This window comes from Mycobacterium sp. SMC-14, assembly GCF_046250075.1.
GTDB lineage: Bacteria > Actinomycetota > Actinomycetes > Mycobacteriales > Mycobacteriaceae > Mycobacterium.
Genome location: NZ_CP176429.1, coordinates 4,114,065 through 4,130,231 on the forward strand (window position 1 = coordinate 4,114,065; position 16,167 = coordinate 4,130,231).

Here is a 16,167-nt window from a genome sequence, read left to right on the forward strand (position 1 = left end):
CTCAGTACACGTCGCGCTGGTAGCGACCGGCGGACGACAGCGCCCGCACATGGGCCTTGGCGGCGTCGCGGGCGAGCAGCCCATGGCGCGCGGCGATATCGCAGATCGCGCGGTCGACCTCCTTGGCCATCTGGCTGGCATCGCCGCACACGTAGAGGTGTGCGCCGTCCTGCAACCACTCCCACACTTGGGCGCCGCGCGCGCGAAGCAGGTCTTGTACGTAGACCTTCTCCGGCTGATCGCGGGAGAACGCCAGATCGAGTTCGGTGAGGAAACCGCTGGCGTGCATGTCCTTGAGCTCGTCGCGGTAATAGAAATCGGTAGCGGCATTGCGTTCGCCGAAGAACAACCAGTTCCGGCCTCGGTGCCCGAGCGCACGGCGCTGCTGCAGGAAACCACGGAACGGTGCGACGCCGGTCCCCGGCCCAATCATGATCATCGGGGCGTTGGGATCCGCCGGCGGCCGGAAATGATTGGTGGGCTGCACGAATATCCCGACCTCGGCGTCGTCGCTTCGATCAGCCAGATACGTTGAGCACACGCCTCCGCGCGGCATCCCCTGACATTCATAGCGCACCGCGCCGACCGTCACGTGCACCTCGCCGGGGTTATCCACGCATGCCGACGAGATCGAATACATCCGCGGCGTCAGCGGTTTGAGCACGGCAAGCCAGTCGTCGACGGTGGCATGGACCGGGGTTGCGGCCAGCACATCCACCGACTGGCGACCCCACATCCAGTCCGTCAGCGCGGCCTTGTTCTCCGGCCGCAACAACTCGAGCAGCTCGCGGTCTTGACTGCGCTGCGCCACGAACCGTAGTAACTCACCGGTGACACGGGCGATCTCGAATCGCTCGACCAGGGCTTGTCGCAATGACATCGATCCGTAGTCGGCGAGGTCGACGACGTGCCCACCATCGAGGCCGGTCACCGTCAGCCATTCGTCTACCAGTGCGGCGCAGTTGCGTGGCCACACCCCGAGTGCATCACCGGCCTGATAGCTCAGAGACTTTTCCGGGAGCGCGAACACCAGCTGCCGCACCTCTTTCGTCGAACCCGGTCCGCTCAGCACGGTGTTACGCATCAGCCTGGTGAGCAGCGGGTTCTTCCTGCTGTACCGCCCCGGTTCCCGCGACGAGCGGGCAGCGACGGGAGCCGCAACAACCGTCGCGGCTGCAGGCGGTGCGGCGCCCAGTGCCCCGCGGAGCGTACTGAACCACTCGTCCACGGCGTCGTCGTAATCGGGCTCGCAGTCGACACGGTCCAGCATGCGGGTGGCGCCGAGTTCTGCCAGCCGGGTGTCGAGTTTGCGCCCGTAGCCACAGAAGTCGTCGTAGTTGGAGTCGCCCAGCGCCAGCACGGCGTAGCGCGTGTCGGTGAGTTGTAGTGTCCCCTCGGCGGATAACTCGTCCCATAGGACAGCGCCGTTGTCGGGCGGCTCACCGTCGCCGGTGGTGCTGGAGACCAGGATCAACTGTCGGGTTGCGGACAGGTCGGTCACCGGGAAGTCGTTCATCGTGTGCAACGCGACCGGAAGTCCGGCCTCGCCGAGGTGTGCCGCGCAACGGGCGGCCACCTCTTCGGCATTGCCGGTCTGCGAGGCCCACAACACCACGATCGACTCATGCCGAGACCCGACTTCCTGGGGTGGGGACGCCGCCGGCGTTGGGCACCGGGAGAACAACCCGGCCAGCAGGCCGTCTACCCACATCCGGGTGGCCGGCTCCAGCGGCGCATTGGCCGGTACCGTCGGCACACCGCCGGCGCTGCGTCCCGCCTCGGTGCGGAGCGCGGCCAGCAATCCACTCAGATAGATGCGCTCCATGGGAGCGAATGAGGGCACCGTGGTCACGGATTCTCCACTGAGCCCGAATAATTCGATGAGGGTGTCCACCCGGTCCAAGCTGACCTGGCCGGCCTTCGGCGTCTCGGGCGTTTCCAGTATGGGCGGCGAATCGACCAGAACCTTGGCCAAGGTGACCGCACACGCCTTGTACTCCGGCTGTTGCGACGTCGGGTCGACGGCGTCATTGGTGACGGCGTTGATCGACAGGTATTCACCGAACGCGTCGTTCCAGTGGAACGGGGCGAAACAGTTCCCCTGCCGCACCCGATCGGTGACCACCGCCGGCAGCACGGCCCGGCCCCGGCGCGAGGCGATCTCCACCGCATCGTCGTCGACGATGCCCAGCCGGACGGCGTCGTCGGGGTGGATCTCCACGAACGGGCCGGGGTTGAGCTTGTTGAGCTTGGCAACCTTTCCGGTCTTGGTCATGGTGTGCCACTGATGCGGCAGCCGTCCGGTGTTGAGCAGGAACGGATAGTCGTCATCGGGCATCTCGTCGGGCAGCAGGTGCGGGCGGGGGTAGAAGACCGCTCGGCCGGACTCGGTCGCGAACGCCAACCGCGGCACGCCGCCGTCCTCGCGTACCAGCTGTGCCTGACTGACCCCGTCGTTGAGGTAACGGATCGGGTGGCGGTCTTGCGCGCTGTCCGGCGGGCAGGGCCACTGGATCGGCTTCTGACGCAATCGCTCGTAACTGATGCCGCGTAGGTCGTAGCCGGTCTTGGGATTGGCGAATCGCTTGATCTCTTCGAACACGTCCTCGGCGCTCGAGTAGTCGAACGCCTTGGCGTAGCCCATTTCTGCTGCGACGCGGGCGATGATCTGCCAGTCCGGCAGCGATTGCCCGACCGGGTCCACCGCCTGCTGAAAGAGTGTGAGATTGCGCTCGGAGTTGACCATCACCCCGTCGCACTCGCTCCACAGTGCCGCCGGTAGCAGCACGTCGGCGTAGGAGTTGGTCTCGGTCTCGGCGAACGCGTCCTGGGCGATCACCAGCTCGGCCCGTTCCAGTCCTTCCAGCACCGTCTTGCGATTGGCCACTGTGGCAACCGGATTGGTGCAGATGATCCAGCACGCCTTGATCTGGCCATCGGCCATCCGCGAGAACATGTCGATGGTGCCGGCGCCCACCTCGGTGCGCAGCGAGCCGCGCGGGATACTCCAGATGTCCTCGACGAATTCGCGATCGTCGGCGCAGACGACGCTGCGCTGACCGGGCAGGCCCGGGCCCATGTAACCCATCTCCCGGCCACCCATCGCATTGGGCTGACCGGTCAGGGAGAAAGGCCCGCTGCCGGTCTTGCAGATGGCTCCGGTGGCCAGGTGCAGATTGCAGATGGCGTTGGTGTTCCAGGTTCCGTGGGTGCTCTGGTTGAGTCCCATCGTCCAGCAGCTCATCCAGTTGCCCGCTTCGCCGATCCACGCTGCGGCGGTGCGGATGTCGGCCTCGGGGATTCCGGTGAGCTCGGCCACCACCTCCGGCGTGAACTGTTCGAGGAAGCTGGGCATGACCTCCCAGCCCTGCGTGTACTCGGCGATGAATTCGTCATCGGTGTGGCCATTCGCGACGATCAGGTGCAGCAGCCCGTTGAGCAGCGCCAGATCGGTTCCGGGAGCGATCTGCAAGAACAGGTCGGCCTTCTGCGCGGTGGCGGTGCGGCGCGGGTCGACGACGATCAGCTTGGCGCCGGCCTTGACGCGATCCATCATCCGCAGGAACAGAATCGGGTGGCAGTCGGCCATATTCGCGCCGATCACGAAGAACACGTCGGCGTGATCGAAGTCCTGATAGGACCCGGGCGGACCGTCGGCGCCGAGTGACTGCTTGTAGCCGCTGCCCGCGCTGGCCATACACAGCCGCGAGTTGGACTCGATCTGATTGGTGCCGATGAAACCTTTGGCGAGTTTGTTCGCCAGGTATTGGGCCTCGGTGGACATCTGGCCGGAGACGTAGAGAGCTACCGCATCGGGCCCGTGCTGGTCGATGATCGCCCGCAGCCGGCCGGCGCAGTGGGTGATGGCGGCATCGATGTCGGTCGGCTCGACGGGCTCGTCGCGTTCGGGCCGCAGGTAGGCCGACTCCATGCGGCCGGGTGCGGCGAGCAGGTCGGCGGTTGTGGCGCCCTTGGTACACAGTCGGCCGAAGTTGGTCGGGTGGGATTGGTCGCCGGTGGATTTGGCCACCCGGCGGCGCCCGGTGGCGGGATCTGTTTCGACCTGCAGCACCATGCCGCAGCCGACCCCGCAGTAGGCGCAGAGACTGGAGACGGCCTGTGCGCGCTGGGAGTCGTCTGACGTGGGCACGGAAGCTCACCTCCTGCGGTTGCGGGCCTTGCCGCCACCCTGCCGCGCCCAGGTTTCAAGATCATTTCGGGACCATTACCACGCGTTGCGATATTCCTGCAGAGTTGCCGACCGGGGGTGATGCCCACGTCATCGCGGGAGGAATGTTGCGTGAATCACTCCGGGGCCAAGGGCTTCTGGGTCAGACGCAGTACCGCGAACGAATGACCCGGCAACCGTGTGGCGTCGGTCTCACACTCTGGCGCCCCCCAGGCCAGTACCAGATCGCCACAGACCGGCGCACTCACCGTGTCCTCGCCGAGATTGCAGACGAGCAGCAGCGGACCGCGGCGCATGGCGATCCATCGCCTGTCCTCGTCGTAGTCGATCACGAGCTGGCTCAACCAGGGGCCGGCCGGATCGATCTCCGCGCGCAGCCCGATCAGCGCCTTGTAGAGGCGGAGCAGCTGCACGTGGCGTTGATCTTCGAGCTCGCCCCACGCCAGCTTGGACCGGTGAAAGGTTTCGGGATCCTGCGGGTCGGGGATCTCGTCGGCGTTCCAGCCGTGCTCGGCGAACTCGGCCTTGCGGCCTTCGGCGGTGGCACGCGCCACCTGTGGGTCCTCATGCGAACTGAAGAATTGAAACGGGGTGAGCGCACCCCATTCCTCTCCCATGAAAAGCATTGCGGTGTAGGGCGACAGCAGTACCAATGCGGCTTTTATCGCCAGTTGCCCGGCGGTCAGGTTCTGCGATGGGCGGTCACCGAGCGCTCGGTTGCCGATCTGGTCGTGGGTGCACGTGTAGGCCAAGAGACGGGTAGCCGGGATCTGCGAGATCGGCAGCGGCCGGCCATGGCGCCGGCGGCGAAACGACGAGTAGGTGGCCGCATGGAAGAAGCCGTTGCGCAACGTGGTCGCCAGGGTGGCCATGCTGCCGAAGTCGGCGTAATAGCCTTGCCGCTCGCCGGATACCGCGGTGTGGATGGCGTGGTGGATGTCGTCATCCCATTGCGCGGTGATCCCGTAACCACCGTCATCGCGCCGGGTGATGGTCCGTGGATCGTTGCGATCGCTTTCCGCGACCAGTGACAGCGGCCGCCCCAGCTGTGCGGCAAGCGCGTCGGTTTCGGCAGCCAGCTCCTCAAGAATATTGATCGCTGTGGTGTCCACCAACGCGTGCACGGCGTCCAGCCGGAGGCCGTCGACGTGGAAGACGCGCATCCAGCGCAGCGCGCAGTCGATGATGTAGCGGCGCACTTCGTCGGAGTCGGCGCCGTCGATGTTGATGGCATTGCCCCACGGGTTACGTGCTTGCGACAGGTACGGCCCGAAACGGGGAAGGAAATTCCCGGACGGCCCAAGGTGATTGAAGACGGCATCGATCAGTACCCCCAGGCCACGGCTGTGGCAGGCGTCGACAAAGCGCGCCAACCCATCCGGGCCGCCGTAGGGCTCATGCACGGCGTACCACAGCACACCGTCGTATCCCCAGCCGTGCTCACCGGAGAAGGCGTTGACCGGCATCAGTTCCACGAAGTCGACGCCCAGATCGACCAGGTGATCCAGCTTGGCGATCGCGGAATCGAATGTGCCGACAGGCGTGAATGTTCCGATGTGCAGTTCGTAGATCAGCACACCTTCGACTGGCCTTCCCGTCCAGTCGTCATCGGTCCATTTCGGGCTGGACTCATCCCACAAGGCCGAGCGCGCGTGCACTCCGTCGGGCTGGCGGGCCGACCGCGGATCCGGGAGCACCTGCGGGTCGTCATCGAGCAGGTAGCCGTAGCGCGCGTCCGGCGCGACGTCGAGCGTCGTCCGCCACCACCCGTCATCCGAACGGACCATCGGGTGCGGCACCCCATCGACATCGAGGCCGACGACTGCCGAAGTTGGTGCCCAGACGGCGAACTCAGTCATCGACACGCTCCAGCAGAACAACCGGTAGATCGGCGAACAACTCGACGGCCCGCACCGACCCGCGGTGTCTGATGCCGGAGAGCGCGTCGGACCACGTGCCGGGAGGCAGCGCGACCACCGTATCGCCCCACCCAGCGCCCTGCAGGCGCACCGTCCAACGGCTGACCGCCACCACCACGTCATCGCCCCGGCGAAAAGCCACGACCTGTTCTCCAGCCGCGCCCGACGCCGGCAGGGGCCGATAGCCGCCGTGCAGGAAGGTGTCGGGACGTGCTCGTCTCATCTGCAGCGCGGCGGCGACCACCCGCATCTTCCGGTGCTGCGAAGACTCCAGCGCTTCGCGGCACGCCACGTAGTCGACCGGTCGTCGGTTGTCCGGGTCGACCAAACTGTCATCGCAGAGTTCGGTGCCCTGATAGACGTCCGGGATGCCGGGGACGGTCAGGGCCAAGAGCTTCTGGCCGAGGATGTCACTGTCGATATGCGGAGCGAGTTCGGCGACGAACTCCGTCAGCTCCTGAGCGATGGGGCCGTGCAGTATGTCGTCGAGCCATCGGTGCAGCGCACCCTCGAACTCTGTGTCGGGGTCGTGCCACGATGTCCGGCAGTCCGCCTCGCGAACCGCCTTTTCGGCATAGGCGTGCAGCCGCTCGCGCAGTGCGGTGGTCACCCGGCCGTCGGCTGGCCACACACCGAAAATGTTCTGCCACAGGAAAAGTCCGGTAGACGGATCGGGTGAGGGCGTCCTGGATTCCCAACGAGCGACGAACTCCGCCCATAACGACGGCACCTGCGACAGCACGCCGATGCGCGCCCGTACATCCTCGCCGCGTTTGGTGTCGTGGGTGGACAGCGTCGTCATGGTCTGCGGCCAATGCTGGGCCCTGGTGGCGGCCCGGTGATGAAACTCGGCCGAGCCCACACCGAAATACTGCGGGTTCCCGCCGACTTCGTTGAGCGACACCAGCCTGGCATCCCGGTAGAACAGGCAGTCTTCGGTTGCCTTGGCGGTCACCGCTCCGCACAGCTGTTGCAGCCGCACCGCTGCTTCCCCACCGCCGGCGATCGCAGCTGCGAGGAGTGCAAGCGGATCGTCGAGTTCGGGCCGCCGCGCATGCGTGTGTGCCAGCGCCACCGGCAATATCGCCGTCAACCCGGGATAATCGCTGCGATAGACGCCTATCTGACCGAGCACCGCCACGATGGCGTCGGCCAACCGCGGATGATCGGCGCCGGTGGCACTCACCACACAACGACACAGCCGCGCCAGCTCGCTGCCCAGCGTCTCGGCAGCCGCGATCTCCTTCTGCTCGGCCAGCAGGATCGGCATCGCGCGATAGTCAACGCCGGCGGTTTCACACAACTCGGTCAGCGCCGGTTCACCGTTGGGGTCGATGAACACCCCGCCGATCTCCCGTAGGACGTCGTAACCGGTGGACCCGGCCACCGGCAGGTTGACGTCGAGCGACTCGTCAACGGCCAGAATCTTTTCCACGACGATCCAGGCGTCAGGTCCGACCAGCGCCCGCAGCCATCGCAGATACCCCTGCGGATCCGCCAGCCCATCCGGGTGGTCGACCCGCACGCCATCGACAAGGCCCGTGTCGAACCAGCGCGCCAGCTCGGCGTGCCAGGCGTCGAAGACCGCCCGGTCCTCTTGACGCAGGCCGGCCAGCGACGTGATCGAGAAGAAGCGGCGGTATCCACAGCCGCCGCTGCGCCAGCCGACCAGCCGATAGTGCTGGCGATCGTGGACTCGAGCTCCGCTGCCGGCGCCGGTTCCGGGCGCGATCGGAAACACCAGATCACCCAGACGTAGCGACTCGCCGTCGACGGCCAGGTCCGCGACGTCGTCGTCGGAGCCCAGTACCGGCAGAATGATTCGTCCGTCACCAAGGTCCCAATCGATGTCGAAGAACGCGGCATACCGCGAGGATCGGCCGTGCTTGAGCACGTCCCACCACCACGGGTTCTGCTCGGGTCTTTGCACGCCGACATGATTGGGCACGATGTCGATGATCAGCCCGATCCCGCGGGCATGCGCGGCCGCCGAGAGCTGTGCCAAACCCTGCGCGCCGCCCAGCTCGGCGGAGACCGTGGTCGGATCGACGACGTCGTAACCATGGCTCGATCCGCGCACCGCGGTCATGATTGGCGAGAGGTAGAGGTGCGAAATCCCCAGCGCATCGAAATAGTCGAGAAGTTTCTCGACGTCGGCGAAGGTGAACGCGAAGCCGCTTTCCGCGCCCCGCAGCTGTAACCGGTAGGTGGACAGCACTGGGCGGGCCATGCGTTAGCGCACTTTCCTCAAGACGAGCAGCGAACGCCCCGAAACGCGCAGCGCGCCCCCGGGGCGCACGGCCTGCTCAGCGCGCGATGCCGGCTCTGCGGTGTCCAATTCGACGGTCCATTCTGGGGCGTAATCCTTGCCGGGAACAGCGAACTCGCCCGTCCCCTCGTGCGCATTGAAGCACAGCGGGAACGGGTCAACCACCCCGCCGGACCTCGGGCGATGCCCGTCCTCACCCAATTTCGTCAGCACTTTCGATTCCACCCGCCTTTGCCGACGGGGGCTACCCGCCCGCCAGGCGGTCAAACTATCGCCTGCTAGGACACCACGGTCCGGTTCACGGTGCAGACTGTTGAAATGCACCCCGGGTGGGTATAGGCGTTGTTCGTGGCACCCGATGACCTACGCCGGCTGGCGGCGGCGCACGGCGTAGCCACCGCCTATCGCAACGAACGGCGCGAGTTGGTGCAGGTGGATGCCGACGTCGTTGTCCGGGTTCTTCGGCTGATGGAAGTCGAGGCCGGCAACCAAGCCGCCCGTCGTCATGAGCTGATCAGGCTGGACGAACGCGAGCGGGCCGGCGGTTCGCCTCCGACGGCCGCCGTGCGGGTGACCGGCACTGCCCTACCGTTTCCCGGGGCCGCCGCACTGGTGAGCGAGCACGGCGAGCGCACGGTGGTGCGCGATGAACTGCCCGCCGAGCTGTCGCCGGGCTGGTATCAGGTTGAGCTGCGCAACGGCCAAGAGGTGACGCTGGTGGCGGCTCCGACGCGGGTGCCGCAGGCGCCGGATGCGTGGGGATGGATGCTGCAGCTGTACGCGTTGCGGTCCGCGCGCTCCTGGGGAATCGGCGACCTGTCAGACCTGCGGGATTGGGTGGCCTGGACCGCCGCCGACCACGGCGCCGGGGCGGTGCTGCTCAATCCGCTGCACGCGCCGGGACCGACGCATCCGGTGCAGCCGTCACCGTATACGCCGTCGAGCCGGCGGTTCGCCAACCCGTTGGCACTGTGCGTCGTTGACCTGGCCGCCTACCGCCGCGCCGACCCGGACACCCGGGCGGAGGTCGACGCGCTGCGGGTCGCTGCGGACACCGCACGAATCGACTACGACCTGGTCTGGGCGGCCAAACGCGCGGCCCTGGAGTTGCTCTGGCGTGCTGAAGGGCGTCCCGGCGGGCTTGACGAGTCGTCGGAATCCCGGGCGCTGCGTGACTGGGCCACCTACTGCGCGCTGGCCGAACGCCATGGCGGTCGGTGGTCCGGTTGGCCTGCGCCGCTGCAGGACGTAACCGGCGCCGCGGTGGCAGCCGCGCGGCGGGAGCTCGCGCCGAGGGTCGCGTTTCATGCGTGGGTGCAGCAGCGCTGCACCGAGCAGCTGCTGGCGGCGCAGCGCGCCGCCAGGGACTCGGGCATGGCCGTGGGCGTGCTGCACGACCTGGCCGTCGGCGTCGACGGCGATGGCGCCGATGCGTGGGCCCTGGCCGACGTACTGGCCGTTGAGGCCAGTGTCGGCGCGCCCCCGGATACGTTCAGCCCCCGCGGACAGGACTGGTGTCTACCGCCCTGGCGGCCGGACCGCTTGGCGGCCACCGGCTACCGCGCGGTGCGCGACATGCTGCGGGCCGTCCTGGCCCACGCGGACGGTGTGCGCATCGATCACGTCGCCGGCTTGTGGCGGCTGTGGTGGATCCCGCCTGGCGAAAGCCCCGATCGCGGCACCTACGTCCACTACGACGCCGACGTCATGATCGCGGTGCTGGCACTGGAGGCGCATCGCGCCAGCGCTGTCGTCGTCGGCGAGGACCTGGGAACCGTCGAACCCGAAGTCACCCGTGCACTGGCCGACAATGGAATGCTGGGGTGCGCGGTCTCCTGGTTCACCCGCGACGAATCGTCCCCCGGTCAGCCGTTGCTTCCGCCGGCGAAGTGGCCCTCGCGGGTGGCCGCCAGCATCTCCACCCACGACCTGCCCACCGCGGCCGGATTCTTCCGCGCCGAGCATGTGCGGGCACGCGCCGAGCGGGGTCTGCTTGACGACGTGGCGGCCGCGCAGGACGCCGCCGAGAAAGAACGCGCCGAATGGCTCGCGCTGCTGCGTTCCGAAGGGTTCCTCGAGCATGACGACATGGCCCCGGATGAGCCACGGATCATCGACGCCATGCACCGCTTCTTGGCAGCCACGCCGAGCCGGCTGAAACTCATCTCCCCTTACGACGTGCTGGCCGAGCCCCGTCAGCCCAACCTGCCCGGCACCGTCGATCAGTATCCGAACTGGCGCCTGCCGCTGTCCGAGCCTCTTGAGCTGTTGCAGACCGATCCGAGGATCGCCCGCACTGCCGCGTTGTTCTCGCACGATCACGGTCACCAAACCTCCGCCAGGTAATCAGTTCCGGAATGGGGTACATGTCGAGATATGGCCACAGACGCTGACGACGAATTTGGTCAGGACCTAGCGGACCCCATGGCGGGTAGCCATGTCGAGGACGGCATCGTCGAGCACCCGAGCGCGGACGACTTCGGCGATGCCGCGGCCCTGCCGGCGGATCCCGTCTGGTTCAAGCGAGCGGTGTTCTACGAGGTGCTGGTCCGGGCGTTCTACGACTCCAACGGGGACGGCATCGGCGACCTGCGGGGCCTGACCGAGCGACTGGACTACCTGCAGTGGCTCGGCGTCGACTGCCTGTGGCTGCCGCCGTTCTACGACTCGCCGTTGCGCGACGGTGGCTACGACATCCGGGACTTCTACAAGGTTCTGCCGGAGTTCGGCACGGTCGACGATTTCGTCGAACTGCTCGACGCTGCGCACCGTCGCGGCATTCGGGTCATCACCGACCTGGTGATGAACCACACCTCCGACAGCCACCCCTGGTTTCAGCAGTCGCGGCAAGACCCGGACGGCCCGCATGGCGACTACTACGTGTGGAGCGACACCAGCGAACGGTATGCCGATGCCCGGATCATCTTCGTCGACACCGAGGAATCCAACTGGACGTTCGACGCGGTGCGCAAGCAGTTCTATTGGCACCGGTTCTTCTCCCACCAGCCCGACCTGAACTATGACAACCCCGCGGTGCAGGAGGCCATGATCGACGTGCTGCGGTTCTGGCTGAACCTGGGTATCGACGGTTTTCGTTTGGACGCGGTGCCGTACCTGTTCGAGAGGGAGGGAACCAATTGCGAAAACCTGCCCGAGACACATGATTTCCTGAAGCGCTGCCGCAAGGTGGTCGACGACGAGTTCCCCGGCAGGGTTCTGCTGGCCGAGGCCAATCAATGGCCCACAGATGTAGTCGAATATTTCGGCAACCCCGACACCGGCGGCGATGAATGCCACATGGCATTCCACTTCCCTTTGATGCCACGTATTTTCATGGCGGTGCGTCGCGAGTCGCGCTTCCCGATTTCCGAGATCATGGCGCAGACGCCACCGATCCCTCACCTGGCGCAATGGGGAATCTTCCTGCGCAACCACGACGAATTGACCTTGGAGATGGTCACCGACGACGAGCGCGACTACATGTACGCCGAATACGCGAAAGATCCGCGGATGAAGGCGAATGTGGGGATCCGGCGCCGGTTGGCCCCGCTGCTGGACAAAGACCGAAACCAGATCGAACTGTTCACCGCACTGCTGCTGTCGTTACCCGGATCCCCGATCCTCTACTACGGTGACGAGATAGGAATGGGCGATATCATCTGGCTGGGTGACCGCGACGCGGTACGTACCCCGATGCAGTGGACACCCGACCGCAATGCGGGCTTCTCCACTGCGAACCCCGGCCGTCTTTACCTGCCGCCCATTCAAGACGCGGTGTACGGCCATCAGTCGGTCAATGTCGAATCGCAACGCGACACCTCCACGTCGCTGCTCAACTGGACCCGCACCATGCTCGCCATTCGACGCCGATACGAGGCTTTCGCCCTCGGCGGATTCCGTGAATTGGGCGGGTCCAATCCGTCGGTGCTGGCCTTTGTGCGGGAGATGGTGCGGGAGACCTCCGGCGGCGATGGGCGCCTCCAGGGTCACACCGTCTTGTGCGTCAACAACCTGTCCCGGTTTCCGCAGCCGATCGAATTGAATCTGCAGCACTGGGACGGCCACACGCCGGTGGAACTCACCGGGTCCGTGGAGTTTCCGCGAATCGGAAAGCTCCCCTACCTACTCACGCTGCCCGGCCACGGCTTCTACTGGTTTCAGCTGAGCGAGCCATGCGAGCCGAGGGAGGACATGTCATGACCGGTGGCATCGGCGAACCAGCGGGCCTGCCGTGGGCGGAATGGCTACTGACCCGACGCTGGTACGCGGGACGCAATCGGCAACTGGCGAGCGCAGATCCCGCCCTGGTGGTGCAGCTGGGTGGCGGGCTGCAGCTGGTGCTGATCGATGCCGGCTACGCCGACGGAACCGCCGATCGCTACCAGGTGCTCGTCAGCTGGGACGTGGACATGGCACCGGAGTACGCCCAGATCGCGACGATCGGAACCCACGACGGGCATACCGCCTACGACGCGCTGTATGACGCTGCGGCAACCCGAGTCTTGTTGTCGCTGATCGATTCTTCGGCCCGACGCGGCGGGGTCACGTTCACACCGGAGCCGGGAGTGCCGCTGCCGGTCCGGGCCGATTCTCGCGTATCGGAAGCCGAGCAGAGCAACACCAGCGTCATCGTTGAGGAAAAGGTGGTCCTCAAGGTTTTCCGGCGGATCAGGGCTGGCATCAATCCGGATATCGAGCTCAACGCGGCGCTGGGTCGGGCCGCCAACCCACACGTGCCGCGCCTGCTGGGCTCCTACCAGATCGAGTTGCCGAGCGACTCTGGCACGCTGCCCTACGCGTTGGGCATGGTCAGCGAATACGCGATGAACTCGGCCGAGGGTTGGGCGATGGCGACCGCCAGTGTGCGCGACCTGTTCGCCGAAGCCGATCTGTACGCCTATGAAGTGGGCGGCGACTTTGCCGGTGAGTCCTACCGTCTCGGCGAGGCTGTCGCATCGGTACATCGGGCACTTGCCGACAGCTTGGGGACGTCGCAGTCGGTCTTCCCCGCTGAGGCGCTGCTGTCACGGTTGTCGGCGACGGCGGCGACGGTGCCCGAGGTACGCCCCCACATGGCCGCTATCGAACAACGGTTTGCGGCGCTGGCCGGTGAGACCATCACGGTCCAGCGAATCCACGGCGACTTGCATCTGGGCCAGGTGCTTCGCACCCCGAACGGATGGCTGCTGATCGACTTCGAAGGCGAGCCCGGCGCGCCGTTGTCGGAGCGCCGGAGGCCGGACTCGCCGCTGCGAGACGTCGCCGGCGTGCTGCGGTCCTACGAGTACGCCGCGTACGGGAAGCTGGCCGACGTGGCGCGTGATGGCCAAGACCGGCAACTGGCCACTCGGGCGCGCGAGTGGCTGGACCGTTGTCGCAGCGCATTCTGTGACGGCTATGGCGCGGAATCGGGCACCGATCCGCGCGACTGCGCCGCACTGCTGGCCGCCTACGAAGTGGACAAGGCGGTCTATGAGGCCGGCTACGAGGCCCGGCACCGCCCCGCCTGGCTGCCCATTCCGCTGCGCGCGCTGAATCGACTCATCAGTCCGGCGTGACAACAGCCTCTTGGGGCTCCAGCCACAGCGCCGACAGCGGGGGCAGTACCAGCACCGCAGAGGCCGGGCGGCCGTGACGGGGCTCGTCGACGGCGTCCACGCCACCGAAATTGCCCGCGCCGCCGCCGTTGTAGTCGACGGCATCGGTGTTGAGTATCTCGCGCCACCGGCCCGAGAACGGCAGGCCCAGATGGTAGTCGGTGTGCGCCACACCGGAGAAGTTGAACACCGCCGCCAGCACTGACCCGTCCGACGCGTACCGCAAGAAGCTCAGCACATTGTTGGCGGAGTCGTTGGCGTCGATCCAGGAATAGCCGTTCGGGTTGAAGTCTTCGCTCCACAGCGCGGGATGACTGCGGTAAACGGAGTTGAGATCGCGTGCCAAGCGCTGTATTCCGGCGGAGAATCCGGACTCCGCACATTGCGGGTCGAGCTGGAACCAGTCCAACCCACGCTCCTGCGACCACTCGGCGCGCTGACCGAACTCCTGGCCCATGAACAGCAGCTGCTTGCCGGGGTGTGCCCACTGATAGGCCAGCAGGCTGCGCACGCCGGCCGCCTTGGCATGGTCGTCGCCGGGCATGCGGCTCCACAGCGTGCCCTTGCCGTGCACCACTTCGTCATGGCTGATCGGCAGCACGAAGTTCTCGCTGTAGGCGTAGAGCATCGAGAAGGTCATCTCGTGGTGATGGTAGGAGCGGTGCACTGGATCGTGACCGAGAAAGGCGAGGGTGTCGTGCATCCAGCCCATGTTCCACTTCATCGAGAAGCCCAGCCCGCCAAGGCCGGTCGACCTCGACACCCCGGGCCACGAAGTCGATTCTTCGGCGATGGTGACGATGCCGGGCACCGACTTGTGTGCGGTGGCGTTCATCTCCTGCAGGAACTGCACCGCCTCGAGGTTCTCTCGACCGCCGTGGACGTTGGGCGTCCAGCCGCCCTGGGGTCGCGAATAGTCCAGGTAGAGCATCGATGCCACGGCGTCCACTCGCAGTCCGTCGATGTGGAACTCGAGCAGCCAGTACAGCGCATTGGCCACCAAGAAATTGCGTACTTCAGGGCGGCCGAAGTCGAAAACATAGGTTCCCCAGTCGAGTTGCTCGCCGCGTCGCGGATCGGCGTGCTCATACAGCGCGGTGCCGTCGAACCGGCCCAATGCCCAGGCATCTTTCGGGAAATGCGCCGGCACCCAGTCCACAATGACTCCGATGCCGGCACGGTGCAGCGCGTCGACCAAGGCACGGAAGTCGTCGGGCGTGCCGAAGCGCGCGGTCGGCGCGTAGTACGAGGTGACCTGATAGCCCCACGATCCGCCGAACGGGTGCTCGGCGACCGGCAGCAGTTCGACATGGGTGAACCCTTGCTCCACAACGTAGTCCGTCAATTCGGTGGCAAGCTGACGGTAGTTCAACCCCGGCCGCCAGGAGCCGAGGTGCACCTCGTAGATGCTCATCGCTTCGAATGCGGGATCTGCGTTGGCCCGCCGTCTCATCCAGTCGCCGTCACCCCAGGTGTAGCGACTGGTGGTGACGCGCGAAGCGGTGTGCGGCGCAGTTTCAGCGGCGAACGCCATCGGGTCAGCCCGCTCGGTGACGACGTCGTCTACGCCGTGGACCCGAAACTTGTACAGGCCGTCGATCGGAAATCCTGGCCAGAACAGCTCCCACACACCGGAAGAGCCGAGTACCCGCATGGGCGCTCCGATACCGTCCCAGCCGGTGCTGTCACTGATCAACCCGATTCCCTTGGCGTTGGGCGCCCACACCGCGAACGACACACCCGTCACCGACCCGTCCGGGGTGGTGAACGTGCGTGGATGGGCCCCAAGGACCTCCCACAGCCGTTCGTGTCGCCCCTCGCCGAACAGATGCAAGTCGATCTCGCCCAGTGTCGGCAGGAAGCGATACCCGTCGGCCACAATCTGCGGTTCCGCGGCGCCGGGATAGTCGATCTGCAGCCGATAGTCGATCAGGTCGGCGAACGGCAGCGTCGCGGCGAACAACCCCTCACCCAGGTAATCCATGGGCACCCGGTCGTCACCCACCAGGATCGTCACGGCTGCCGCCCCCGGGCGCAGGGCGCGGATCACCGTGCATTCACCGTTGTCGTGGGCGCCGAGGATCGCGTGTGGATCGTGATGGGCACCGGACAACAGCCGGTCGATCTCGATTCGGTTCAGCACCGAGCTCCCTGTTCGTCGGATCGACTTGCGTCTTTCCGACTGGGATACCC

General features: G+C 66.2%; 7 protein-coding genes. 3 read left to right on the forward strand and 4 right to left on the reverse strand.

The window, feature by feature from the left end:
• Position 1: 1 nt before the first annotated feature.
• The 3 genes from ACKY0W_RS19590 to treY all read right to left on the reverse strand — a co-directional run bounded on the left by ACKY0W_RS19590 (position 2) and on the right by treY (position 8,338).
• Complete coding sequence (locus ACKY0W_RS19590; protein ID WP_409437860.1) at positions 2-4,075, reverse strand: molybdopterin-dependent oxidoreductase; 4,074 nt, start codon at positions 4,073-4,075, stop codon at positions 2-4.
• A 230-nt stretch (positions 4,076-4,305) separates the two neighbouring features.
• Complete coding sequence (gene treZ, locus ACKY0W_RS19595) at positions 4,306-6,048, reverse strand: malto-oligosyltrehalose trehalohydrolase (protein ID WP_409435439.1); 1,743 nt, start codon at positions 6,046-6,048, stop codon at positions 4,306-4,308.
• Positions 6,041-8,338, reverse strand: a complete 2,298-nt coding sequence (treY, locus tag ACKY0W_RS19600) for a malto-oligosyltrehalose synthase (protein WP_409435440.1) — start codon at positions 8,336-8,338, stop codon at positions 6,041-6,043. The genes treZ and treY overlap by 8 nt, the downstream gene beginning before the upstream one ends.
• 387 nt (positions 8,339-8,725) lie before the next feature.
• On the opposite strand from treY, the gene malQ reads away from it, so the two are divergent.
• Genes malQ through ACKY0W_RS19615 form a run of 3 tightly spaced genes read left to right on the forward strand, consistent with a single transcriptional unit; the run spans position 8,726 to position 13,935 of the window.
• Positions 8,726-10,723: a 4-alpha-glucanotransferase gene (gene malQ, locus ACKY0W_RS19605; protein ID WP_409435441.1), complete on the forward strand. Its 1,998-nt coding sequence runs from the start codon at positions 8,726-8,728 to the stop codon at positions 10,721-10,723.
• Between the two features lie 30 nt (positions 10,724-10,753).
• Positions 10,754-12,577 (forward strand): maltose alpha-D-glucosyltransferase, encoded by a 1,824-nt coding sequence (treS, locus tag ACKY0W_RS19610; protein WP_409435442.1) that lies wholly within the window; start codon positions 10,754-10,756, stop codon positions 12,575-12,577.
• Complete coding sequence (locus ACKY0W_RS19615) at positions 12,574-13,935, forward strand: maltokinase N-terminal cap-like domain-containing protein (RefSeq protein WP_409435443.1); 1,362 nt, start codon at positions 12,574-12,576, stop codon at positions 13,933-13,935. The genes treS and ACKY0W_RS19615 overlap by 4 nt, the downstream gene beginning before the upstream one ends.
• Here ACKY0W_RS19615 and glgB read toward each other — a convergent pair.
• Positions 13,922-16,117 carry a 1,4-alpha-glucan branching protein GlgB gene (gene glgB, locus ACKY0W_RS19620; protein WP_409435444.1) on the reverse strand — a complete coding sequence of 732 codons (2,196 nt, stop codon included), beginning with the start codon at positions 16,115-16,117 and terminating at the stop codon, positions 13,922-13,924. The genes ACKY0W_RS19615 and glgB overlap by 14 nt on opposite strands.
• Positions 16,118-16,167 lie beyond the last annotated feature (50 nt).